This window comes from Pseudomonas sp. Irchel 3A18 (genome assembly GCF_900187465.1).
Taxonomy (GTDB): domain Bacteria; phylum Pseudomonadota; class Gammaproteobacteria; order Pseudomonadales; family Pseudomonadaceae; genus Aquipseudomonas; species Aquipseudomonas cichorii.
This window is the reverse complement of record NZ_FYDI01000009.1, coordinates 77,644-103,005: the sequence shown is the minus strand read 5'-3', so window position 1 is coordinate 103,005 and position 25,362 is coordinate 77,644. Positions and strand designations below refer to the sequence as shown.

At 59.8% G+C, this 25,362-nt stretch carries 18 protein-coding genes; 13 read left to right on the top strand and 5 right to left on the bottom strand.

The annotated features are described in order from the left end of the window. Positions 1-7: 7 nt before the first annotated feature. The 7 genes from glmS to CKW23_RS17985 all read left to right on the top strand — a co-directional run bounded on the left by glmS (position 8) and on the right by CKW23_RS17985 (position 11,415). Positions 8-1,843, top strand: coding sequence for a glutamine--fructose-6-phosphate transaminase (isomerizing) (glmS, locus tag CKW23_RS18015; RefSeq protein WP_025262610.1), 1,836 nt, complete (start codon positions 8-10; stop codon positions 1,841-1,843). Between the two features lie 589 nt (positions 1,844-2,432). Then, entirely contained in the window at positions 2,433-4,109 is a 1,677-nt protein-coding gene (locus tag CKW23_RS18010; protein ID WP_025262609.1) for a sensor domain-containing diguanylate cyclase, read from the top strand. Positions 4,110-4,386: 277 nt separating this feature from the next. After that, complete coding sequence (locus CKW23_RS18005; RefSeq protein ID WP_025262608.1) at positions 4,387-6,309, top strand: methyl-accepting chemotaxis protein; 1,923 nt, start codon at positions 4,387-4,389, stop codon at positions 6,307-6,309. Between the two features lie 265 nt (positions 6,310-6,574). After that, positions 6,575-8,329 (top strand): ABC transporter permease subunit, encoded by a 1,755-nt coding sequence (locus CKW23_RS18000; RefSeq protein ID WP_095068087.1) that lies wholly within the window; start codon positions 6,575-6,577, stop codon positions 8,327-8,329. Between the two features lie 12 nt (positions 8,330-8,341). Beyond that, on the top strand, positions 8,342-9,643 hold the full coding sequence (locus CKW23_RS17995) for an AAA-associated domain-containing protein (RefSeq protein WP_025262606.1): 1,302 nt from the start codon (positions 8,342-8,344) through the stop codon (positions 9,641-9,643). Positions 9,644-9,697: 54 nt separating this feature from the next. Then, positions 9,698-10,762: a sensor histidine kinase gene (locus tag CKW23_RS17990; protein ID WP_095068086.1), complete on the top strand. Its 1,065-nt coding sequence runs from the start codon at positions 9,698-9,700 to the stop codon at positions 10,760-10,762. After that, positions 10,762-11,415 carry a response regulator transcription factor gene (locus CKW23_RS17985; protein WP_025262604.1) on the top strand — a complete coding sequence of 218 codons (654 nt, stop codon included), beginning with the start codon at positions 10,762-10,764 and terminating at the stop codon, positions 11,413-11,415. Before CKW23_RS17990 ends, CKW23_RS17985 begins: the two co-directional genes overlap by 1 nt. Here CKW23_RS17985 and CKW23_RS17980 read toward each other — a convergent pair. The 5 genes from CKW23_RS17980 to CKW23_RS17960 form a co-directional block, all read right to left on the bottom strand. After that, complete coding sequence (locus CKW23_RS17980) at positions 11,409-12,695, bottom strand: hypothetical protein (RefSeq protein ID WP_095068085.1); 1,287 nt, start codon at positions 12,693-12,695, stop codon at positions 11,409-11,411. The two genes, CKW23_RS17985 and CKW23_RS17980, sit on opposite strands and share 7 nt — an antisense overlap. A 9-nt stretch (positions 12,696-12,704) precedes the next feature. Then, on the bottom strand, positions 12,705-14,012 hold the full coding sequence (locus CKW23_RS17975) for a hypothetical protein (protein WP_095068084.1): 1,308 nt from the start codon (positions 14,010-14,012) through the stop codon (positions 12,705-12,707). A 277-nt stretch (positions 14,013-14,289) separates the two neighbouring features. After that, positions 14,290-15,909: a glucan biosynthesis protein D gene (locus CKW23_RS17970; protein WP_025262601.1), complete on the bottom strand. Its 1,620-nt coding sequence runs from the start codon at positions 15,907-15,909 to the stop codon at positions 14,290-14,292. A 77-nt stretch (positions 15,910-15,986) separates the two neighbouring features. Further along, positions 15,987-16,235 carry a hypothetical protein gene (locus CKW23_RS26280; RefSeq protein ID WP_143498973.1) on the bottom strand — a complete coding sequence of 83 codons (249 nt, stop codon included), beginning with the start codon at positions 16,233-16,235 and terminating at the stop codon, positions 15,987-15,989. Positions 16,236-16,319: 84 nt separating this feature from the next. Continuing rightward, positions 16,320-17,066, bottom strand: a complete 747-nt coding sequence (locus tag CKW23_RS17960) for a YkgJ family cysteine cluster protein (RefSeq protein ID WP_025262599.1) — start codon at positions 17,064-17,066, stop codon at positions 16,320-16,322. A gap of 267 nt (positions 17,067-17,333) precedes the next feature. Here CKW23_RS17960 and CKW23_RS17955 point away from each other — a divergent pair, with 267 nt between their 5' ends. The 6 genes from CKW23_RS17955 (at position 17,334) to cfaB (ending at position 25,361) form a co-directional block, all read left to right on the top strand. Continuing rightward, entirely contained in the window at positions 17,334-17,951 is a 618-nt protein-coding gene (locus CKW23_RS17955) for a TetR/AcrR family transcriptional regulator (RefSeq protein WP_038400113.1), read from the top strand. A 95-nt stretch (positions 17,952-18,046) separates the two neighbouring features. Then, positions 18,047-19,996 carry a protease modulator HflK gene (gene hflK / locus CKW23_RS17950; RefSeq protein ID WP_095068082.1) on the top strand — a complete coding sequence of 650 codons (1,950 nt, stop codon included), beginning with the start codon at positions 18,047-18,049 and terminating at the stop codon, positions 19,994-19,996. Between the two features lie 11 nt (positions 19,997-20,007). After that, positions 20,008-21,033 (top strand): protease modulator HflC, encoded by a 1,026-nt coding sequence (hflC, locus tag CKW23_RS17945; protein ID WP_025262596.1) that lies wholly within the window; start codon positions 20,008-20,010, stop codon positions 21,031-21,033. After that, a complete protein-coding gene (hflK, locus tag CKW23_RS17940) occupies positions 21,030-22,067 on the top strand; it encodes a protease modulator HflK (RefSeq protein WP_025262595.1) in 1,038 nt (345 codons plus the stop codon). The genes hflC and hflK (CKW23_RS17940) overlap by 4 nt, the downstream gene beginning before the upstream one ends. Then, the gene (locus CKW23_RS17935; RefSeq protein WP_025262594.1) at positions 22,064-23,977 is read left to right on the top strand and encodes a cation-translocating P-type ATPase; all 1,914 of its coding nucleotides are present in this window, start codon (positions 22,064-22,066) and stop codon (positions 23,975-23,977) included. The genes hflK (CKW23_RS17940) and CKW23_RS17935 overlap by 4 nt, the downstream gene beginning before the upstream one ends. Positions 23,978-24,176: 199 nt before the next feature. After that, positions 24,177-25,361, top strand: coding sequence for a C17 cyclopropane fatty acid synthase CfaB (gene cfaB, locus CKW23_RS17930; RefSeq protein ID WP_025262593.1), 1,185 nt, complete (start codon positions 24,177-24,179; stop codon positions 25,359-25,361). The last annotated feature ends 1 nt before the right edge of the window (position 25,362 follow it).

Sequence of the window (25,362 nt, the reverse complement as noted above, 5' to 3'; positions counted from 1 at the left end):
GAGAACCATGTGTGGAATTGTCGGCGCCGTTGCTGAACGTAGTATCACAGCCATTCTGCTGGAAGGGCTCAAACGTCTTGAATACCGTGGCTATGACAGCGCCGGTGTAGCGGTTTTCAGCAATGAAGGCAGCCTTGAGCGTCGTCGTCGTTCGGGCAAGGTCAGCGAACTGGAGCAGGCGTTGGCAGGCGAGCCTCTGGCCGGTCGTCTGGGTATCGCTCACACCCGTTGGGCCACCCACGGCGCACCATGCGAGCGCAATGCACATCCGCACTTTTCGGCTGATGAACTGGCAGTTGTCCACAACGGCATCATCGAAAACCACGAAGCCCTGCGCGAGCGTCTCAAAGGCCTGGGTTACGTATTCGCTTCCGATACCGACACCGAAGTCATCGTCCACCTGCTGCACCACAAACTCAAGGACACTCCGGATCTGGCCAATGCCCTGAAAGCAGCGGTCAAGGAATTGCACGGTGCCTACGGCCTGGCAGTCATCAGCGCCAAACAACCGGATCGCCTGCTGGCCGCACGCAGTGGCAGCCCGTTGGTGATTGGCCTGGGTCTTGGTGAAAACTTCCTGGCATCGGACCAGTTGGCACTGCGTCAGGTGACCGACCGCTTCGTGTACCTGGAAGAAGGCGATATCGCAGAGATCCGTCGCGACAGCGTGCAGATCTGGTCTGTGGATGGTCTGCCGGTGGTTCGCGAAACCGTGCAATACCACGAAGGTGCCGAAGCAGCCGACAAAGGCGAATACCGTCACTTCATGCTCAAGGAAATCCACGAGCAACCCAAGGTTGTGCAGCGCACGCTTGAAGGTCGCCTGGGTCAGCAACAAGTGCTGGTCCACGCTTTTGGCCCGCAAGCTGCTGAACTCTTCGCCAAGGTTCGCAATGTGCAGATCGTAGCCTGTGGCACCAGCTATCACGCTGGCATGGTTGCGCGTTACTGGCTCGAAGGTCTGGCCGGTATCCCTTGCCAGGTCGAAGTGGCCAGTGAGTTCCGCTATCGCAAGGTCGTGGTCCAGCCGGACACCCTGTTCGTCTCCATCTCCCAGTCCGGCGAAACCGCCGACACCCTGGCTGCACTGCGCAATGCCAAGGAACTTGGCTTCCTGGCAAGCCTGGCCATCTGCAACGTCGGCATCAGCTCCCTGGTGCGCGAGTCGGACCTGACCCTGCTGACCCAGGCCGGTCCTGAAATCGGTGTTGCGTCCACCAAGGCCTTCACCACCCAACTGGTTGCCCTGCTGTTGCTGACCCTGTCCCTTGGGCAGGTCAAAGGCACACTGGATGAAGGTGTCGAAGCCGAACTGGTCGAAGAACTGCGCCGTCTGCCGACCCGTCTGGGTGAAGCGCTGGCCATGGACAGCACCGTCGAGAAAGTCGCCGAGCTGTTCGCCGAGAAACACCACACCCTGTTCCTGGGCCGTGGCGCGCAATTCCCGGTAGCGATGGAGGGAGCACTCAAGCTCAAGGAAATCTCGTACATCCACGCCGAAGCCTACCCGGCCGGCGAACTCAAGCACGGCCCGCTGGCGCTTGTGGATAACGACATGCCGGTGGTCACCGTTGCACCCAACAACGAACTGCTGGAAAAACTCAAATCCAACCTCCAGGAAGTCCGCGCACGCGGCGGTGAACTGGTGGTATTCGCTGATGAACAAGCCGGCATGAAAAACGGCGAAGGTACCCACGTCATCGCCATGCCACACATCATCGACGCCCTGGCCCCGATTCTCTACACCATCCCGTTGCAGTTGCTCTCTTACTACGTGGCGGTGTTGAAGGGTACGGACGTGGATCAGCCTCGGAATCTGGCCAAATCCGTTACTGTGGAGTGAGTTATCCACAGGGGAGTTTGGTGGTGTTTTTAGAGAATTAAAAATGTCCCGGAGCCGGTGGGGTCAGTCACTCCCGGCTCCTGCTACTTCTTTTGAAAAAACTCGCAATACGGTCCCACCAACCGATTTTCCTCGAAGCAAGTTCTGAGTTTTCCGCAGCCGTTGTTAATGGTGCAATCTCCGCAACCTCAGCCGGTACTGTTACCTTTTTTGTTTTTGGCGTATTTGCGCATCATCCCATGAGTATATGTACGTAGATTCATGAACGAAATTGACCCACCAATAGAGGGCATGGTGAAAGCGTACTGGCAGTGCGGTTCAACTACCAGTGCCGCTGCTCGTTGTCAGGAACCTGCCTGCTGAAGCCCGGGCAAGGTCGACGCATCGACTGATCATCTTTCCTCGTAGTGTTGGCCTGGCTGCCCGTCAGGTCGCTGACGTCGTCAATGATTTCATGGTTGTGCCTTATCCTCCCCTACAAGCCCCTGGGTCATAGTTGCATCCATCCCTCAGACCGCATTTTTTCCTTGCTCTTGGCCCGTCATATTCGGCATAAAGTGCCACTACCCTCACAATCAGATGCCCGCTCATGATCAAAGCCAGTCTCCGTAGCCACCTGACCTTATGGTGTGCGGGCTTGTCGTTGTTTACGCTCTTGAGTGTCGGCTTCTATGTTGGGCATATTGCTACCGAACAGATGAAGCAGGCGAGTGCCAATACGTCATTAAGTACCGCCAAGTCGGCCGCCGCATTGCTGGGTGCGCAGCTCTATGAGCGGCAACTGGAAATGCACCTGCTCAGTCAGGAAAGCCATGTGATGAGCGGCAATCTGGACGATCCGGCCATCCTTCGGTCGATGGAGCTGCGCAGCCAGTCCCATTCCGAATATGCCTGGATGGGGGTTGCCGATACGGACGGACGTGTGCGGCAGGCGGTGAATGGTGTGCTGGTCAATCAGTCGGTCAAGGAACGTCCGTGGTTCAAGGCGGGTTTGCAAGGCTCCTACACCGGCGATCCTCATGAGGCTGTCCTGCTAGCCAAGTTGTTGCCCAATCCCAGTGGCGAACCTGTGCGCTTCATTGATTTCGCAACGCCCATCCGCAATGCCGAGGGCACTGTCATTGGCGTGCTGAGTGCGCATGCTCACTGGAGCTGGATGGCCAGGATTGTTGAAGCGGCCGTTCTGCGCGAAGGCATGCTGGCCAATACCGAAGTGCTGATCGTCGATCAGGCGGGCGATGTTCTTTATCCACAGCAACGTGTGGGTGAAAAACATCCAGAGTTGCTTCAGTCACCACCGCCGGGATGGTTCGTGGGTGATGGTTTTCTGAGCAGCGTTGTGAAAGTGCCGACCCCTACGATTTCAGGGCTGGCCTGGTACGTCGCGGTTCGCCAGCCACTTGATCAGGCGCTGCAACCTGCGCATAGCCTTTTTTACCGTTTGCTGGGGCTGGGCGTCATTGCCGCCCTCGCATTTGGTCTGGCGGCCTACTATCTGGCGTTGTACCTCAGCCGTCCAATCGAGCAATTGGCCAAGTCCGCCAGGCTGGTGCAGGACCAGCAGCCCGGCGTGAGCTTCCCGCTGAGCCACCCTGTATTGGAAATCGCTCAGCTCGGCCAGTCGATACAGAACATGACGCAATCGCTGCTGGGCAAGGAACGCGAACTGCATGATGCCAACAGCTCACTGGAAGTCACGGTTGCACAACGAACAGCGGCACTCACCGAGGCCAATGCCGAACTGTTGAAGCTGGCCACTCACGATGCGCTGACGGGTGTGTATAACCGGCGCATGTTCGATGAAAAACTGATCGAATGCAGTCAGCGCTTTGAACGCACCGGACGCCCGTTCGCCTTGCTGTTCATCGATGCCGACCACTTCAAGCGCATCAATGACACCTATGGTCATGCCATTGGCGATGAGGTGCTCTACCAACTGGCTCAACTCATCGAGCAGAACACCCGTTCCACCGATTTCGTTGCCCGTTACGGCGGTGAGGAATTCGCAGTGTTGTTGCCGGAGTTCGACAACCTGCGCAGCCCGGAAATCGTGGCCGAGAAGATCCGCGCCACCATTGCCGATGCCGACTTTTCTCTGGTCGGGCAGGTGACCGTCAGCATCGGCATCGGTCTGGCCGAGTCAAGCGATGCCAATTCGACAGCGCTTATCAAACGTGCCGATCAGCAGCTCTATCAGGCGAAGCTGTCGGGCAGGAACCGGGTTGTCTGCAATGTCAGCATGAGTGATCTGCAGTTATCCACATGACGTCGGCACGCAATGTGTTGATCATCCGACCGAGCGCTGTGGATAACTTTATCCTCAGCGCCTAGGCGCTAGCCATTTTTTTACCTCCTGAAATCCTCGGCTTTCCTGAAGCAGGCCTTGCCACGTCTGCATTCCAGAAAATTTTTAGTCCTGATTTTGACTTTTTGATCAAGTTTCAGGCCCGTTGGGCCGATATGCGTGTGCGCGAGTCTGCTGCCTAAAAAAATAAAATCTTCAGCTTTTGCATGGCCGCATCGAAGAACATCACGGAGAGTTTATGAACAGCAGTTTTGCGAATATCAGCGTCAACATGAAACTGGCCCTGGGATTTGGCCTGGTTCTGGTTTTTACCGCGTTACTGGCCCTTGTCGGCTGGAACAGTCTGGACAGACTGATTTACCGCACCGACAGAATCGGCGATATCACTGAACTGGGTAACAAGCTGACAGTACTGCGTGTGGCACGGTTGCAGTACATGCTTGCCGATGGCGACGATACTGCTGCCCAGAATGTCCAGACTCAGTTGGAAAGCTTCAAGAGCACCCGACAATCCATACGCAATAACTTCGATTCTCCGGCGAATGCACAGCTTCTGGAACGCTTGGGCGATCAGCTCAATGCATACGAAAAGCTGCTGACCCAGATGCGCACGGCCTATCGCAACAGTGTCACTGTGCGTGCTGAAATGGGCGCCAATGCTACGCGGGCGAATGAGCTTCTTTCGGCGATCAATGAGTCGGTCATGAAGCTGGACTCTTCCGATCCCGCGCGTTCCGATCAGTTGCAACTGATTGCCAGTGCCCGCATGGACGTGCAACTGGCGCGTTACGAAGTGCGTGGCTATACCGGCAATACTACGGAAAAGACCGAGCAGACGGCACTCCAGCAAATAGACGCCTCCATCCAGGGCCTCGACAGGCTCAAGGCCGCATTCAATACGACCCAGGCCGACAAGATTGTCCAGTTGGAAACGGCTCTGCGTGCTTACAAGGCCTCTGTACAGGGCTTCAAGGATGCGGACAGTTCCATCAATGCCACGCGCAAGGAAATGACGGGTCTTGGGGATGCGATCTTCAAGGTGGGCTCTGAACTCACTGCCCTGCAGAAAACCCTGGCTGAACAGGATACTTCCCAGGCGCGTAACCTCCAGCTCATCGGTACGCTGATTGCTCTGCTGCTGGGCGTGTTTGCGGCCATCATCATCACTCGCCAGATCACCCGCCCATTGCAGGAAACCCTGGAAGTCGTGAACCGTATTGCTTCGGGTGATCTGAGCCACACCGTGGTGATCACACGTCGCGACGAGCTGGGCGTGCTGCAACAAGGTATCCAGCGCATGGGCGCCACGTTGCGTGAGCTGATTACCGGGATTCGTGATGGCGTTACCCAGATTGCCAGCGCTGCCGAAGAGCTTTCAGCGGTGACCGAACAGACCAGTGCCGGGGTCAACAGCCAGAAAGTCGAGACCGATCAGGTGGCCACTGCCATGCATGAGATGTCTGCCACTGTGCATGAAGTGGCGCGCAATGCCGAGCAGGCTTCGGTGGCAGCTTCCACAGCGGACAAGGAAGCTCGCGAAGGCGACAAGGTGGTGGGCGAAGCCATTCACCAGATCGAAAAGCTGGCCAACGAAGTCTTGCGTTCCAGCGATGCCATGACGGTACTGGAGCAGGAAAGCAACAAGATCGGCAAGGTCATGGACGTGATCAAGGCCGTGGCCGAACAGACCAACCTGCTGGCGCTCAACGCCGCAATCGAAGCGGCTCGTGCCGGTGAGGCTGGGCGTGGCTTTGCGGTGGTGGCCGATGAAGTGCGGGGGCTGGCCCAGCGTACCCAGCAATCGACCGAGGAAATCGAAAGCCTGGTTGCCGCATTGCAGAACGGTACTCGTCAGGTCTCCGATATCATGCTCGGCAGCCGCAGCCTGACCGACAGCAGTGTCGCCCTGACCCGCAAGGCGGGTACTTCTCTGGAAAGCATCACGCGTACGGTTTCCAACATCCAGGCCATGAACCAGCAGATCGCCGCCGCAGCCGAACAACAGAGTTCGGTGGCCGACGAAATCAGCCGCAGCATCCTGAACGTTCGCGATGTGTCCGAACAGACGGCCGAAGCCAGCGAAGAAACTGCTGCCTCCAGCGTCGAACTGGCGCGACTGGGCAACCAGTTGCAGATGATGGTGAGCCATTTCCGCGTTTAATTTAAACCCTTCGCGAATACATTCGCTCCTACGGTAGGAGCGAATGTATTCGCGAAGAACCCCCTCTCATATACGTTGGTATACGCAACTTATATATAAGTCTGTTAATTGGCTACTTTTGCAGGTTTCACGTATTTCCCGCACTTCTATAACCTTGCTCATCAAGAGAGCACGGTGGTTTAACTTATAACTCTCCGCTCAATGCTCACGGCCAGTTCTTTGAACTTTGCCGCCCTTGTTTGTACGCAATTGTTCGAGGTGAGCCATGAACTCTGTCTTTGAATCCGGTAAAAAACGGCCACCTCTCAAGTACGGATCGACGCGCAATCATGTGTCCGGTCTGGCCGACTTTATCTGTGTGCTGCTTCTGGCAGTGATCGCAATGCTGGTGTTTCACGGCGTCCATCAGATGGCGCAACCCCTGATGGTACTGGACAGTTCGCCCATGGTGCTCGATACGGCGCAGTTGCCGGAGTATGCCTTGCGCACCACACTGCGCATGTTTGCGGCGCTGGCGGCTTCGTTGATCTTCACGTTTGTCGTGGCCACTCTGGCGGCCAAGAGTCGCAAGGCCGAGATGATCATTATTCCGGCGCTGGACATATTACAGTCCGTTCCGGTTCTGGGGTTTATGGCATTTACCGTGACCTTCTTCATGGGCATGTTTCCCGGTCGGCAATTGGGTGCAGAGTTTGCGGCCATCTTTGCCATTTTTACCAGTCAGGCCTGGAACATGGCGTTCAGTTTCTATCAGTCGCTGCGCACGGTGCCGAGCGATTTGAATGAAGTCAGTCGCCAGTTCGGTTTTTCGCCGTTGCTCAGGTTTTTCCGGCTGGAGTTGCCATTCGCCATGCCGGGGCTGGTGTGGAACATGATGATGTCGATGTCTGGCGGCTGGTTTTTCGTGGTGGCCTGCGAAGCGATTTCTGTGGGTGATACCCAGATTAACCTGCCAGGCATCGGTTCCTGGCTGGCACTGGCTATTGCCCATAAGGACCCCGCTGCTGTGGCCTGGGCGGTGGGGGCCATGGCGTTGGTGATCCTGTGCTACGACCAGTTGCTGTTTCGGCCGGTGGTGGCCTGGGCCGACAAGTTTCGTTTCGAGCAGACCGCCTCGCAAAAACGTCCGCGCTCATGGATGTACAGCCTGTTGGGGCGTTCGCGCCTGGTGCCTGCTGTCTGTGCAGCGTTTACAGCGCCCTGGCGTGTATTGATGGCCGTGAACTGGTCGGTTTTGGGGCGTTCGCGCAAGACCGCGGTCACGCCCAGAGTGAACCGCCTGGCTGACAGCCTCTGGCTGGTCCTGGTGCTGGCCGGTTGTGTGGCCGCGAGTGTCTGGCTGATGCATTTCATCAGCCAGACACTGGGGCTGGACGATGTGGCGAACGCTTTTGGCCTCGGGTTGGTGACCATGTTGCGTGTGATTCTGCTGATTGTCATTGCCAGCCTGATCTGGGTGCCGATCGGTGTGTGGATCGGCTTGCGTCCTGTGTGGGCTGAACGGCTGCAACCGGTTGCGCAGTTTCTCGCGGCGTTTCCGGCCAACGTGCTGTTCCCGTTCGCGGTCATCGCCATTGTCGGGCTGAAGCTGAACCCGGATATCTGGCTCTCGCCGCTGATGGTGCTGGGGACCCAGTGGTACATCCTGTTCAACGTGATCGCCGGGGCCAGCGCCTTGCCGACCGACCTGCGGGAAGTGGCCGGGATCTTCAACATGCGCGGCTGGCAATGGTGGCGGCGCGTGGCTTTGCCGGGGATTTTCCCTTACTACATTACCGGCGCGCTCACCGCTTCAGGCGGTTCGTGGAACGCCAGCATCGTGGCCGAGGCGGTGTCCTGGGGTGACAAGTCCCTGCAGGCAACCGGGCTGGGCTCGTATATCGCCAGTGCCACTCAGGCGGGTGATTTCGCCCGGGTTGCCTTGGGCATCGTCGTGATGTCGGTGTTCGTAATTGCCTTCAACCGTCTGCTCTGGCGCCCGCTTTACGGGTTTGCCGAGCGCCGTTTGAGTCTGGTCTGAGGAGTGGAAAGCATGATGACTATCGAAAAGCGCTGCCTGGTGGATGTCCGCGATGTTCGGCATGTCTACGGCAAAGCCAGCAAAGAAAGGCTGGTGCTGGATAACGTGACGCTCAAGCTCAACGAAAACGAGATCATCGGCCTGCTGGGCCGCTCGGGTTCGGGCAAGTCCACGCTGCTGCGCTCCATTGCTGGCCTGGTGGTGCCCACCGCTGGCGAAGTGAGTTTCCCCGCCGGGCCGCAAGGGCGGGCACCCACCGTGAGCATGGTTTTCCAGAGCTTTGCGCTGTTCCCGTGGCTGACGGTGCTGGAGAATGTGGAAGTCGGCCTGGAAGCGCAGCGAGTGCCTGCAGAGCTGCGCCGCAAGCGCGCTCTGGCGGCCATTGACCTGATTGGCCTGGACGGTTTCGAGAGTGCTTATCCCAAGGAGTTGTCGGGCGGCATGCGCCAGCGTGTGGGCATGGCTCGCGCCCTGGTGATCGACCCTGACGTGCTGTTGATGGACGAGCCGTTTTCTGCCCTCGACGTGCTGACCGCCGAAACCCTGCGCACCGATCTGCTGGACATGTGGTCCGAAGGCCGGATGCCCATCAAGTCGATCCTGATGGTGACCCACAACATCGCCGAAGCGGTGCTGATGTGTGATCGCATCCTGCTGTTCTCCTCCAACCCCGGTCGGGTGGTCAGCGAGATCAAGGTCGATCTGCCGCAGCCGCGCAACCGTCAGGACCCACTGTTCAGGGCTCTGGTGGAAGAGATCTACGTGCTCATGACTCAGGACAGTGACGCTGGCGAACTGCGTCAGGGCGTCTTTCCGGGGACCGGACTGGGCATGGTGCTGCCGCAGGTTTCCATCAACGCGCTGACCGGGTTGATCGAGGCAATTCATGCGCCGCCTTATGGCGCCACGGCGGACTTGCCGGAGCTGGCCAGCGCGCTGCACTACAACGCCGACGAGCTGTTCCCGATTGCCGAAGTCCTGCAATTGCTGCGCTTTGCCGAACTCAAGGGTGGCGATATCCGCCTGCTGCCGTCGGCGCGTCGCTATGCCCTGGCCGATATCGATGAGCGCAAACAGCTGTTCGCCCACCATCTGCTGAGTTTCGTACCGCTGGTGGCGCATATCCGTCGCGTGCTGGATGATCGCGCCACCCATACGGCACCGGCGCGGCGCTTCCGGGACCAGCTGGAAGACTTCATGTCTGAAAGCGATGCAATGCAGACCTTGCGCAGCGTTACCCAGTGGGGCCGCTATGCCGAGCTTTTTGCCTATGATGAAGTGCTGGATCAGTTCAGCCTCGACAATCCCTCATAAGCGCTCCACGAAAACTGGCATATTCAGCCTTCATCAACCAGCGAGACCCAGGCAATGCGTGAGTCGAAAACCTTTGGCAAGGCGGCAATGGCCGTTCGACTGGCCGCATTGCTCGCGCTGGCGGTGGCCATTGCGATTGCCGATACGCTGACGGATCTGGAAATTGCGGTCGGGGTTTTCCAGATTGCCGTGGTGCTGCTGGCGGCGCGTTTCATGCCGGTAGGTGGCGTGATCGCCGTCGCGCTGGGTTGCATGGGACTCACCGTCATCAGCTACGAATTGACCACCTCCCGCTCCAGTGAATCGGGGCTGATCAACTGCGGCATCAGCCTTCTGGCCATTGCCATGACCACCTATCTGGCGTTGCGCCTGGCAGCGGCGATTCGCACGGCTCACGAGGCGCGTACCCAGTTGGCGCAGATTGCGCGGGTCAACATGCTGGGCGAACTGACGGCGTCCATCGCTCATGAGGTCAACCAGCCGCTGGCGGCGATTGTCACCAGTGGCAATGCCGGTTTGCGCTGGCTGGCGAATGAGCCGGCGAACCTGCCCAAGGCCCGGCAGGCCATCGAGCGCATGATCGGCGACGCCAACCGGGCCAGCGATGTGATCGTGCATGTGCGGGCACTGGCAAAACCGGCCTCGACCCACAAGGAATGGGTGAGCGTGGCCGATGCCGTCGCCGAAATCGTTTCCCTCGCCCATAGTGAAATGAACCAGCAGGGCGTTACCCTGACGGTGGAAATTCCCGATGGCTTGCCGCCGTTGCTGGCTGATCGTGTGCAGATCCAGCAGGTGCTGCTGAACATGATGCTCAATGCGATGGACGCCATGAGCGGCCATGAGCCGGGTCAGGGGCAATTGCAGGTGGTGGTGGACTGGCGCGCAGGCTCGGATGTCCGGTTTTCGGTATCCGATAACGGCATCGGCGTCCCGGCGGAACATCTCGAACGGATTTTCGATGCCTTCTACACGACCAAGGAGCAGGGGATGGGGATTGGCCTGGCGATCAGCCGTTCCATTATCGAAGCCCATGGCGGCCGCATCTGGGTGACACCCGGCGAGCAGGGCGGCGCGACGTTTCATTTCACCCTGCCTACCGCAAAGATGGAGAGTTGATGAAAACAATCGTTCCGGCCCCGCAGGACGAAGAGCCGATCATTTACGTGGTCGACGACGATCAGTCGGTGCGTTCGTCTCTGGAGGACTTGCTGGCCTCGGTCGGGCTGCGCGCCATGCTGTTCGGCTCAACCCGGGAGTTCCTCGACAGCCCGCGACCCGATGCACCCGGTTGCCTGATTCTGGACGTGCGGATGCCGGGCATGAGCGGCCTGGATTTTCAGAGCGAGATGGTGAAGTGGGGGCTCGGGCTGCCGGTGATTTTCATCACCGGGCATGGCGATATCCCGATGTCGGTGCGGGCGATGAAGGCGGGTGCTCTGGAGTTTCTGACCAAACCTTTTCGTGAGCAGGATTTGCTGGATGCGATCCAGCAGGGTCTGGTGCGGGATCGGGCAAGACGTCAGGTCCGTGCCGTGGAAACCGAGTTGCAGCGGCGTCATGCAAGCCTGAATGCGGGGGAGCAGCAGGTGATGGAGCTTGTGGTCAGCGGCCTGTTGAACAAGCAGATTGCGGACCGGCTCAACGTGAGCGAAATAACGGTCAAGGTCCGGCGTGGCTCGGTCATGCGCAAGATGCAGGCCGACTCTCTGGCGGATCTGGTCAAGTTTGCCGAGCGCCTTCAGTCATCAGGCGCGCCGCTGGATCAGTGACTGCTGCTCAGGCTGATGATCTTGGGGAAGTTGGTCAGCCTGACCGAGGTCGAGCAGCGGCCGGCCTGACACTGCCATGACTGCTTGCTGTCGATGCGGCCCTGTTCGGGGTTGATGGTATCGGTCAGCCTCACCGGTCCGCTCATGGGCCGTTCGCTGATGATCTGCTTATCCGTTGGCTGGCCGATGGCCCAGGCCACCACAACCCGCTCATCGCCCTTGTCGAAGTACAGCAGGTAAGTGCTGTCGCTCAGGGTGCTGGCCTGGGCATCGTAGGTGTAACTGCTGATGATCGGCGCAATGGCCTGCATCATGGCGTAGGCGGGCTTGGGCGACAGGTCTTCATTCAGCACCCCGAAGTTATGCTCCTGGTCGTAGCGGTTTGGCCCGTCATTGAACAGGTCGTACCACCACAGGCCTTTGACATTGGGGATCGTGCGCGCCAGGAAAAAGATCCGCGCCATGTAGACGGCCTGGGTGACCTCACTCTTGCCGCAAGGACCCTGATGGCTGGGCCAGCCCATTTCCGTGAGATAGAGCGGCACGGCACGGCCCACGCGGGTGCGGATGTCCTGCTCGTAGCGGGTCATCCATCGCACCCAGGCTTCCGGTGTGTTGCCGTTGGTGGCGGAACAATGGGCGTAAGGATGCAGGGACAGGCCGTCCACCAGATCCAGCACGCCGCTTTCGATCAGGCCGTTCGCGAAGCCGCCATTCATGCCATCGCGGGTAATTGCACCCGCCAGGATCTTCGCGGGTGGGCCGTTGACGTCGCGGGTGTTCTTGCGAATCACCGGGACGGTGCTGGTGACCAGATCGGCATAGTCCAGGCTGAGTTTGCGGTCCTTCGGCCCGTCCAGATCCCACTCGTTCCACACCTCGTAGAAACTCACCTTGTTGCCCAGTTGCCGGCTGACGTAATCGACATACTTCAGGAACGCCGCTGTCACCTCGGGCGTGCGGGGTTTGGCGTTGCCATGAAACGAGGTGCTGTAACCCAGAATGGCCGTTCTGTTGAGGTTCAGATCACTGGCCATGTTCAGGTAATTACGCCATTGCGGAATGATGCGCCACTGATTGGGGCTGGGCTCGGCGGTGGACCAGAAGATATCGTCCCTGACCGCATTGAAGCCTGCCTGCCCGGCGAGATTGAGCGGTTGCCTCAACGGGTGATCGAAATTCATCAGATGGGTGCCGATCCCCGTCAGAAAGACCGGCTCTTCCTGGGCCGATGCGTGACCGGCCAGGCAGCCAAGCAGCAGCCATGCAAGGGTTCTCATGTCGTGGCCTCATTGCGGAGCGGGCAGGGTGTTGATCTGCATGTGCGCCGGGCCGTTCGCCTGCATATCCTCTTCACGCCGGGCGAATAGCACATGGCCCACGGCCAGACCGATGAACAGATTGGCTACCGTCACCTCGAAGATATCCGTGGTCCAGCTGATCAGGCAGCAACAGAAACCGATCGCCAGCAACATGCGGCTCAACGGGCTTTGCTCGTTGATCAGGGCGAAGAACAGGGGAATCTGCAGCGCATACAGCAACAGCCCGCTAATCCCCAGCATCACCCACAGGTAGACGACGCTGCTGTCGATGGTCATGAAGATGTCGGCGCCCGGAACCGGAAACATCGTCAGCGTACTGCCGACCATTCCGAACCCCGCTCCGGTCATGCCCCAGCCGGCCAGAGTCATGGCGTCGACGATGTTGGGCCAGGTGTTGTTCAGTCGGTCATACAGCGACGCCAGCGAGCTGCCGCCGCTGCTGACTGTCCGGGCATCGAAGTCATGCAAAAGCCCAAGCGTCGGCAGCAACAGGCCGGCCATGACCGCCAGGATGCAGGCCAGCCTGGAGGGCCAGGTCATCCGCTGGATCAGCAGCAGGCCGAGGGTCAGCACGAAGGCGACGGCGGGCGCCTTGCTGGTGGTCAGCACGATTCCGTAGAGCGCCACTGCGCTCAGCAGCATGATGAGCGGCCGCGAACGGATGAACATCAGCAGGTACAGGCTGTAGAGGGCGATGAGGATCGACAGCAGGCTCGACATCCGGGCGAAACCGGCAATCCGGTCTTCATCGTCCGCACTCCATGACATGTTGGCGCTGAGCTGCGTTTCACCCACGCTGTAGGTGTAGCCTTTCCAGGGTACGAAGGTGTACTTGTCCAGCGCCAGGCCCGCCAGTGACGCCAGCAGGCAAAAGCCGACAGCCCAGGCGAGCAGTTTTCTGCGCCGGAACAGGTATTCGCTGCACACCAGCCCGAAAAACAGCGGGCTCAAGGCGAACAGGCTGAAGGCAATATTGAACAGGCTGGCGCCATGCAGCATCGCCAGCATCGCGAAAAACACCCACAGCAACATGCACGCCCAGAACAGCCTTCCGGCCCTGAAAGTGCGCAACTCCAGGGCAAACAACAGGACGCATGCCATCTTGGGCACATAGAGCAGCGGGCTGATGCCTGCCTTGTCGAAGTAGAAGCGCAGCACGCCGGAAAAGGTTTCGACCAGGATCAGGCCGATGACCACCCACACGACGACGGTCGATTTATCGAATGACAGGATCGACGGCTTCTCGGCCGTCTTGTCCGCAGGGTTCAACTCCATGATGTCGGCCTTCTGAAGAGCGTCAGGAATTTCGGATGGGCAAAGCTACCGCCCTCGACCGCGACAGGCGGGTCGATAAGGGAAGAACTGAAGGAGGGAAGAGCAGGTCTGGAGCGAATGCTCGCAACGGCGTGACAAGGGATATATCAGACGCAGTTCACGGAGCTGTCAACTTTAAAGGTGTTGCAGGACCGGATTTATCCAGGAGGAGGCCGTTACATTCACAGCCTCTTTACCATCAGCAATCACGTTTGCGGATGAATCCGGTCCTGCAGGGTTATGGGTACTTGCGTCTGTCCGGAGCAGGCGGGAAGTACTGGTACAGCCAGGTCTCGCTCAGGGTGCGATCCCCGGTGCGGATGAACATGCGCATTTCCACCGGCTCTACCGAGTCGCTGTCAGGCAGCCAGTCGAAGGTGATGCGGTAACCCTTGATGTCAGGCAGTACCAGGATGTTGAAGTCCTGAACCTTGCCGTGGGAAACCTTCAGCACCGGCTCGATGCCTGTGCCTTCTGGCAGGCGGTCCAGACCGCCGCCGTGGAAGTCCACAGCAAAACGGCGTGCCCAGTATTTCGGGTAGTGCTCGCCGGGAGCCCAGCCTTCGGTGAAGCCGCCCATGCCCGAACGGGTCGCATTGACCTGAGCCAGCGGAGTGCTGACCGGTGGCAGAGGGCTCCAGAACAGCTTGTAACCGTAGTTGAGTGACTCGCCCGCCTTGACCTTGGCCTTGGGGGTCCAGAACACCACGATGTTATCCATCGTTTCGCCGGTGGTCGGGATCTCCAGCAGACTGATTTCGCCCTCACCCCATGCCGTGGTCGGCTCGACCCACAGGCTCGGGCGACGGTGGTACCAGACCACGGTGTCCTGATAGCTGGCAAAGTTGTGGTCGTACTGCACAAGGCCGAAGCCCTTCGGATCTTTATCAGAGAAGGCGTTGAACTGCAGTTTGGCCGGGTTGTTCAGCGGACGGCAGATCCACTCGCCGTTACCGCGCCACATGGCCAGCCGGTCGGAGTCGTGCAGTTGTGGGTGAATCGAGTCGCACATGCGGCGCTCGTGGGTGCCACAACTGAACATGCTGGTCATCGGCGTGATGCCCAGTTGCTCGATGTCGGCCCGCGCATTGATGTGTGCGTCGACTTCCATCACCACCTGACCGGATTGGCAATCGATGTCGAAGCGATACGCACCGGTGGCGCTCGGCGAGTCCAGCAGGGCGTAGACCACGAAACGGGTAGCGTTCTTGTCCGGCGTCTCGAACCAGAACTTGGTGAAGTCTGGAAACTCTTCCTGACGCTTGGCGTAGGTGTCGATGGCCAGACCGCGTGCCGACAGGCCGTACTGATTGTTGCCGTCCACTGCGCGGAAGTAGCTGGCACCCAGGAACGACACGATATCGTTGACGGCAATTTGCGGGGCCTTGAACAGCTTGAACCCGGCAAAGCCCAGGTCACCCTTGACCAGGTTCTTGTCGATGCCGCTGTTCTCGTAGTTGAACAGCTCGTGACGGAAATGCACTTCCCGCGCCTGTTTGGTCTTGGCGTCGAGGCTGTACATACGCACGGGGGTCTTGAAGCCCATGCCGACGTGGAAGAACTGCACGTCCAGTTGGCCTTTGACGTCGTTCCACAAGGAGTGCGCGGCGTCGTAGCGGATGGCGTTGAACTGCAACGGCGTCATGTCCGCCAGTACCGGCGGCAGCACCTGCTTGGTGCTGACATAGGCCTTGCCGGCCAGTTGTTTTGCGTGAGCCTGCAATGTCGGGAAATCGAAATGCTCTATCTCGCCGTCCGCAGCAGCGGCAAGTGCTCGCGCAGCAAAAAGCCCCGAGGCCGGCAAGCTGCTGTAGGCGGCCAACGCCATGGAAGCTTTAAGGAGATTCCTGCGATTCATAAAAGTGAAGCCTCTGAGTAATTCTGTGCGTCCTGCACAAGAAAATGGCGCGCCAACGACTCCTTGCCGAACGCAAACTACCCACAACAGATAACAAAGACGAGATGCTGTTCCAAAATAGGTGCAAAAAAATGCCGCTCATCGTCAATGAACAGGGACTGAGAGGGGCGAGTGGCGAGGGATTTCAGGGACGCTTCGGCAACACCGGGATGGCTGGTGACCGCTTGGCACAAGGCTTTCAGACGAGTCGGGTGCGGATGAGCGTTCAGGAAGGTGAGTGTGCGGGACGTCGGGAAGCCATTTGCCATGCAATATTCAGCAATCATTTTGCCATGCCTGTCGGGCACTCCAACCCGTTAATCGGGGGGTGTTCACAGGCTTGAATGCCAGATGCTTTTGTCGTTGCCCTGCTACAGTTTGTGAAAGATATAGTCACAATCATCGGGGGCGGCCAGCGGGACATGGTGTGCAAGCAGGCGCTCACGCAGTTGCGGATCGTCGGCCCGTACTTTCCAGTTTTCGCTCCAGTCCTCCACGGCGGCCTCCTTGCTGCTGCGTATCGCATCCATCAGTTGCAAACGCTCCGGGAAATAGACGGCGAATGCATCCTCCTTCCAACTGGCCACCTTGATGCCCAGTTGCGCGCAGACGGCTATCTTGGTTGCTGCATCAACGATGTCGGCCTGTCTGGACCGGTTGACCAGCGCCTGAAGTTCGGGATTGGCTACGCCATCGGTGCACAGAATGTCGCCGCTTTCCCAAGACTCGGGCGGACAGATCTTGTTGTCCTTGCTGACCTCGATGAATGGATTGATTTCCATCGGGTAAATCCGGCAGACCAGCGGGCGTTCTTCATAGATGCCGCACAGGTTGTCCGCCCGCAGATTCGGGCATTGCTCAAGGGCATTGCCAGCGAACACAGCAATAACGCGAATGCTGCTCTGGGCATCGTTGACCGCGACCGACCGGCCAGCGCTGTGGGCGTATTGTCTTGAGTCGGCTGGCCAGGTCAGCTCGTTGAAAGCCTCCAGTATCACCGCTACATCGTGTCCGCGAGCCAGCCATTGCTCGGCTTCGTTCAGCGTCAAGGGCACAAGACGACCTTTACAGCAGATCCCGCAACCCACGCAGTTATATCGGATTACATTGCTTTGCATGTTCCATACCTGGAGCTACAGATGCATTGGCACGGACGAGCCTGTGCTCAGGCTGGAAGCTTGAGCCAGACCGTCATTTTGTTTTGGGGTGTGAGCTATAGACCTGATCGGATTCCACGCTCGACGTCAGGACGGGTTGCCTGTTTACGGGCCAACTTGTAACCATTTATGTGACATACTTTTTCAAGCCTATATTTCGTAACGTTCATTACGAAAAGCTTTTATCCCGGCCGCGCAGACGCTGTCAAACATTTCGTAGCGATCATTATGAAAACAGTCGAATCTAAAAAATCGGGACGTCCGCTTTCTTTTGACCGCGATGTCGTACTTGAAAAGGCGATGTTTGCTTTCTGGGAACATGGCTATGAGTCCACGTCCATGGCCACGCTGACGAAAGCAATGGGGGTTACGGCTCCAAGCATCTATGCCGCCTTCGGAGACAAGAAACAGCTTTTCCTGGAGGCTGTGGATCTGTATCTAAAAAAGGGAATGGCTTCCAGGAAGGCGCTGGCTGCGAACGCAACCGTGCGTGAAAGCGTGCTGAGTTCATTGCGGCATGCGATAGAGATGTTTACGACCAATGCCGACTCTTCCGGGTGCCTGCTCGCCACGGCTGCGGTCAGTTGTTCGGAGTCGGCTGCTGATGTTCGCGAACATCTGGCTGCAATTCGCCGTGGCATGGAAGATGACCTCGTCTCAACGATCAGGGACGGTATCCAGAAAGGTGAACTTCCTCCTGGCACTGACGCTTCGGTTCTGGCCGGGTTTTTCATGGCAACCCTTCAGGGATTGGCGGCACTGGCACGCGACGGAGCGGATCGGCAGAGGCTGTTTGAGATCGTGGATGTGGCCATGTCTGTCTGGCCATCTCCTTCAGAGAGATAGCGGCCAGAGACGCGGAATCACCTGACGAAAGTTTCACGATAAGCGTTATATCGTAACGCTATCATTCACGGCATTAGTCAGATTCCGGGGTAGCGATGCGGGTTGATCTGGATGTAGGGCACGCTGACCTCGAAGGGCTGCCGCGCTTTCAACTGGCTGCACAGCAGGCCCGGCGCCTGAGTCGGCTCAGGTATCTGGTTGTCGGTGCGGGCATTACCGGGCTGGTGCTGGCGCTGTTCATCGATCTTTTTTCCCCAAGCTCCTTGTGGATGGCGGTGCTGGTCAACAGCGCGGCGGCCTTTTTGCTGCTGGCGGCGGGTCTGCAATCGGCTCTGTCGGTGGCCCGCTGGCGTGCTGGCGTCATGGGCACAGTCGCGCCGCTGGAACAGAGCCAGATGTTGCCGCAGATCGACGAAAGCGGCTGGTATGAGCGCCTGCTGACCCGCTTCAGCGATGCAGGCCAATCCTTGCTTGCCCAACTGGGCGCGTCGGCCTTGTGGCTCGCGGGCTGGTCGCTGCTGGCGCTGATCTGCATTCGTCTGGTCTGGAACCTGAGCTTGCCCGGCACCGAACTGTCTTCTGTCGCCAATCTGGCAGGCAGCCTCATGCTGCTGATGGCTTTCGGTTTGCTGGTGCTGGAGCGGCAGTTCAGTCACGAACAACGTGCCCAATGGCCCGAAGCCGGGCAACTGGCGCAACTGACCCGCATGGTGATCGGGGTCTTGCTGCTGGGTGCGCTGTGTCTGTTCTTCGCCAGTGTCGATCGTATCTGGCCGCCACGGCTGGCGGTACTGATCGGCATTCTGCCGACCTTGGTGGCCATCGAATTCCTGTTGCGCGCTGCGCTGTCGTTCTTCACCCCACGCAATGAGCGTCTTGAGCCTCGCCTGATGGCCAGCAGTCTCATGGCAGACCTGCTGCGCTGGCCGCCGCGCCCGTTGCTGGTGTTGCAGCATGAACTGCATAACCGCTTCGGTATCGACCTGCGTCAGATCTGGGCGCTGAGTTACATACGACGCGCTTTTCTGCCGGTATTGGCGGTGGTTGCCGCTCTGGGCTGGGCGCTGACCGGTGTGCATGAAATCCCGATGCAGGGGCGCGGGATCTATGAGCGTTTCGGCAAGCCTGCCGAGGTGTTCGGGCCGGGCCTGCATGTCGGGTTGCCCTGGCCGTTCGGCAAGGTGCTTGCGGTGGAAAACGGTGTGGTTCACGAGATGGCCACCAGCGTTTCCGAAGCCAGTGCCGTGGAGCAGCTTCTGGACCCCGCCGAAGGTCCGCCGCCTGCCAGCGCCAATCGCCTGTGGGACGCCAGCCACATCAATGAAAAATCTCAGGTCATCGCCAGCAGTGCAGGGGACAAGCAGAGCTTCCAGGTGGTGAACATGGATGTGCGCTTTGTCTATCGCATCGGCCTGAGCGATGCCGCCGCGCTGGCCGCGACCTACAATAGCGCCGATGTACCGACCCTGATTCGCAGCACCGCCAGCCGTGTGCTGGTTCATGATTTTGCTTCCCGCACGCTGGATGAATTGCTCGGTGAACAACGCACAGGGCTGGCCGAAGACATTGGCAAGGCGGTGCAGGCGGATCTGCAGCGTCTGGACAGCGGTGTGGAAATCCTCGCCACGGTGGTGGAGGCCATCCATCCGCCAGCCGGTGCCGCCAATGCCTACCATGCCGTGCAGGCTGCGCAGATCGGTGCCCAGGCCTTGATCGCCCGAGAGCGCGGCGCGGCCAGTGCGCAAGCCAGTCAGGCGCAACTCAATGCCAGCGTCGCCCATGACCAGGCCAGCGCCAATGCCCGTGAAGTGCTGGCCACGGCACAAGGCGCAGACCTGCGTTTCAGTGCCGAGCGCCAGGCCTACGCCAAGGCCGGGCAAGCTTTTCTGCTGGAGCAATACCTGACCCAGCTCAGTCATGGCCTGAGCAACGCCAGATTGCTGGTTCTCGATCACCGTCTGGGCGGCAACAGTGCGCCGACCATCGACCTTCGCACCTTCACCCCACCGGCAGACCCAACGGCGCCGCGTAAAGCCGTTCAGTAAGGAGTCGTCCCTTGAGTCTGTTCCATCATCACCATGATCATCACGACCACAGCGACCATGCCCATGCCGGGCATCATCACCATCACCACGACGAAGCTGCGGTGCCGGGGAAGCGCGCCTGGCTGCGCATGGGCCTGGCGGGTCTGCTGATCGTCTTTGCTCTGGCGGCGGCGAGTCTGGTGCAGGTTCGCTCCGGTGAGGCGACGGTGATTACCCGTTTCGGCAATCCGTCCCGCGTCTTGCTGGAGCCGGGCCTGAGCTGGCGCTGGCCTGCGCCGTTCGAGACGACGATTCCTGTGGACCTTCGCTTGCGTACCACCTCCAGCGGTTTGCAGGACGTGGGGACTCGTGATGGCCTGCGGATCATCGTTCAGGCCTATGTGGCGTGGCAGGTGCAGGGCGACGGGGACAACGTGCAGCGTTTCATGCGCGCCGTACAGAACCAGCCCGATGAGGCCGCCCGGCAGATCCGTACTTTCGTGGGTTCTGCGCTGGAAACCACGGCCAGCAGTTTCGACCTGTCGAGTCTGGTCAATACCGATGCCAGCAAGGTGAACATCACCGGCTTCGAGAACCAGTTGCGCCAGCAGATCGAGCAGCAGTTGCTTTCCACCTATGGCGTGAAAGTCCTGCAGGTAGGTGTCGAGCGCCTGACCTTGCCATCGGTGACGCTCAATGCCACGGTCGACCGGATGCGCGCCGAGCGTGAAACCATCGCCACCGAACGCACGGCTGCCGGCAAGCGCGAAGCCGCACAGATCCGTTCGGCCGCCGAGCGTGATGCGCGGATTGTCGAAGCCGATGCCACGGTCAAGGCCGCGGATATCGAAGCACAGTCGCGGGTCGAAGCCGCCGAGATCTATGGCCGCGCCTATGCGGGTTCGCCGCAGCTCTACAACCTGCTGCGTTCCCTCGACACCCTGGGCACGGTGGTGACGCCGGGCTCCAGGCTGATCCTGCGCACTGACGCTGCGCCGTTCCGGGTCTTGGTGGACGGGCCGCCCACGCTGGACGCCAAGAGCGGATCGCAACCATGAGCGAGCCTTCAAGCCCATGGTTGCAGGCCAGCCGCCTGGCGTTTCTGGGGTTGTATGGGGTGACGCTGCTGGCGGCATTGGGCTGGGTGACCTCCAACGTGCGGCAGATCGATCCCCAGAACCGCGCCGTGGTCATGCGTTTCGGTGAACTGGAACGGATACAAAACGCCGGTTTGCTGATTGCCTGGCCGCAGCCGCTGGAGCGTGTGGTTCTGCTGCCTTCGGCGGATCGGGTGATCGAGCGCCGGGTGGAAACCCTGCTGCGTTCGCCTCAGGCCCAGAAGGCCGATGAGGTTGCCACCTTTGCTGTGCCCATGAGTGATGCCCTGGCGGGCTCGGGCTTTCTGCTGACCGGCGATGCGGGTGTCGTGCAACTGGACGTGACGGTGTTCTACAAGGTGATCGACCCGTACGCCTTCGTCCTGCAGGGCGAACATGTGCTGCCTGCCCTGGACCGGCTGGTCAATCGCAGTGCCGTGACGCTGACGGCGGGGCGTGACCTGGACACCATTCTGGTTGCCCGTCCCGAACTGATCGGGGTCGACAGCCAGGCAGCTGAGCGGCGCGAGCGTCTGCGTGGCGATCTGGTGCGCGGTATCAACCAGCGTCTGGCCGAACTGGCTGCGACAGGTTCGGGCGTGGGCATAGAAGTGGCGCGGGTGGATGTACAGTCCAGTCTGCCCAAGGCCGCCGTCAATGCGTTCAACGCTGTGCTGACCGCCAGCCAGCAGGCGGATCAGGCCGTGGCCAATGCCCGTAACGAGGCAGAAAAACTCACCCAGGCTGCCAATCAGCAGTCCGACCGAACCTTGCAGGTCGCCCACGCCCAGGCGTCGGAGCGACTGGCCAAGGCCCAGACAGATACCGCGACCGTGGCCAGCCTCTCGCAGTCAGTCCAGAATCGTAATGATCCGGGTCTGTTGCAGCGCCTTTATCGCGAGCGCGTGCCGAAAATTCTCGGACAGGCCGGATCGGTCACGACGGTCAATCCCAAAGACGATTCCCGCCTGATCATTCAGGGAGCCGAACAATGAGTGGCGAAGCCGTTCACACCCACGCCAGACCCGAAGCGACCAGCCTGCTGAGCGGGGCGGAGCAACGTAGCGCGGCCCGTCAGTTGACCCTGGCCATGCTGGCTTTGGGCTTATTGGGGCTGGGCCTGATCTGGCGTTTGATTGCGCCTGAGCAGACCGGCGTCAGCCAGTTGCTGCTGGGTGCGGCCTCGCTGCTGGTGGCGATCCCGGTGATCAGTGCTGGCTGGCACAGTTTGCGGCACCCGAGCCTGCACGGGATTACCGACCAGTTGATTGCTCTGGCGATGCTGGGCGCATGGGCTACAGGCGACCTCATGACGGCGGCGTTGCTGCCGATCATCATGATTTTCGGGCATGTGCTGGAAGAGCGTAGCGTCATCGGTTCCCAGGAAGCCATTCAGGCGCTTGGCCAGTTGACCCGCAGCCACGCGCGACTGATCAAGGCCGATGGCTGCGTGCATGAAGTGGATAACTCGACGCTGCAGGCGGGCGATCAGGTCGAGGTACGGGCTGGTGATCGGGTTCCAGCCGATGGCCGGGTGCTTTCCGGTCAGGCCAGCCTCGATACTTCCTCCATTACCGGTGAGTCCGTACCGCTGGAGGCTCAGGCGGGCATGGAAGTCTACGGCGGGGCGATCAACCTGGATGGCCTGCTGCGCATTGAAGTGACGCGCACCGGCGACCAGTCCACGCTGGGTAAGGTCATCGCGTTGATGCAGAACGCCGAGCGTTCCAAGCCGCCCATCACTCGTCTGCTGGAGCGCTATGCCGGCAGTTACATGGTGCTGGTTCTGTTGATTGCTGCGCTGACCTGGTTCATCACTCAGGATGCACAGGCGATGCTGGCCGTGCTGGTCGCTGCCTGTCCGTGTGCGCTGGTGCTTTCGGCTCCGGCCACGGCGATTGCCGGGATTGCCGTGGCTGCCCGTCACGGGATTCTGATCCGCAGTTCGGCATTTCTCGAAGAGCTGGCGGACCTGACTTCTCTGGTTGTGGATAAAACCGGCACCCTGACGTTTGGCACCTTGCGCCTGCAATCGATACAGGACAGCGCAGGGCATGCAGACCTGTTGCCACTGGCCGCGAGCCTCGGGTCGGCCAGCAGCCATCCGGTCAGTCGCGCACTGGCCGGGCTTGTGGATAAAGATCAACTGCTGCCGCTCAGCGATATTCGCGAGCGCCAGGGGCTGGGAGTGGTGGCTTCGACTGCCCATGGCGAAGCGGCATTGGGGCGTCCCGAGTTGTTCGAGCAACTGGGCATTGCCACGCCAGCGGTGCCCGAGCATGACGGCCCGCTGGCCGGGCTGGCGCTGGACGGCGTCTTTCAGGCCTGGTTGCTGTTGTCCGACACGCTCAAGCCCGAGGCAAATAAAGCGCTGGGCGAATTGCGTGAGCTGGGCCTGGGACGGCAATTGTTGCTGACTGGTGATCGCCAGACCGTGGCTGACACGCTGGCGCGGGAAGTGGGGATCGTCGATGTCCAGGCTCAGGCCCTGCCAGAAGACAAGCTCAACCGGGTCAAAGGTGAAATTGCCCAGGGCTTCAGGCCCATGGTGGTGGGTGACGGAATCAACGATTCGCTGGCCTTGAAGGCCGGTGTCGTCGGCGTCGCCATGGGCGCAGGTGGCGCCGATATCGCCCTGGCTTCGGCGGATATCGTGCTGATCGGCAGCGACTTGCGTCGCCTTGGCACTTGCGTGCGCCTGAGCCGTCTATGTCGTCAGACCTTGCAAGTGAACGTGGTCATTGGCCTGGGCTGGACATTGGCTATCGTTGCACTGGCAGCCTTCGGTTTGCTGGGTGTAGCGGGCGCCATGCTGGCCGCGGTGCTGCATAACCTCAGCACCTTGCTGGTACTGGGCAATGCCGGGCGGTTGCTGCGTTTTCAGGAGCCCTTACTAAAATTGTAAGACGGCGCTCAAGCTTGAAGAACTCCGTTACAAATTGATGGTCATTCAAGACTAGGGTGATCCATGAAAGGCTGCACGTTTGGCTCGAATCATTGGGCACAAGGCCGTTCCCTGTAATTTTTTCCCTGCCAATAGCCTCGGTTGCGGTTGAACCGCCTGGACTGCCCTTTTCCAGCTTCTGGATAGGGGGGCAATTGATATGAACGTGCAACTTCCATCGGCCTTGCAGAATCTCCACCTGCCATTGCGCCTCAAGCTCTGGGACGGCCATGAGCTGGATCTGGGGCCTGCGCCCAGTGTCACGATTGTCGTCAAGGACCCGCAACTGGTGTCCGATTTCAGCCACCCAAGTCTCGGCCTGCTGGGCAGCGCCTTTGTAGAGGGGCGGCTGGAGCTGGAAGGCTCCATCAGTGAAGTCATCAGGGTCTGCGACGAGCTGACCCGCGCCTTGCTGGAAAATGAAGACGCCAGCTCTCCCGTGCGAACCCGGCACGACAAGGCCACCGATGCGGCATCGATTGCCTATCACTATGACCTGTCCAACAGCTTTTACCAGCTCTGGCTCGATCAGGAGATGGTCTATTCCTGCGCCTACTTCAAGACCGGCAGGGAGACGCTGGAGCAGGCGCAGCAGGACAAATTCCAGCATCTGTGCCGCAAGCTGCGTCTCAAGCCCGGCGAGTACCTGCTGGATGTGGGCTGTGGTTGGGGCGGTCTGTCGCGTTTTGCGGCCCGGGAGTATGGGGTCAAGGTGTTCGGTATCACCTTGAGCCAGGAACAGTTGGCGCTCTCCCGTGAGCGAGTCAACGCCGAGGGTCTGCAGGACAGGGTCGAGCTGCAATTACTCGATTACCGCGATCTGCCTCAGGACCAGCGCTTCGACAAGGTGGTCAGTGTGGGCATGTTCGAGCATGTGGGTCACGGCAACCTGCCGCTCTATACCCAGTGTCTTTCGGGTGCAGTGAAGGAGGGCGGGCTGGTGATGAACCACGGTATTACCGCCCTGCATACCGATGGCCGTCCGGTGGGGCGTGGTGCCGGGGAGTTCATCGACCGTTACGTGTTCCCCAATGGCGAGCTGCCTCATTTGGCGATGATCAGCGCGCATATCAGTGACGCGGGGCTGGAAATCGTCGATGTCGAAAGCCTGCGCCTGCATTACGCCCGCACCCTGGAGCACTGGAGCGCTCGCCTTGAGGCGCGCCTGAGCGAAGCCGCTGCGCTGGTGCCCGAACACACCTTGCGTATCTGGCGGCTGTATCTGGCTGGTTGTTCCTATGCCTTCGCCAGAGGATGGATCAATCTGCACCAGATTCTGGCGGTCAAACCCTTTGCCCATGGGGGGCATAGCTTGCCGCTGACCCGTGAAGACATTTATCGCTGAG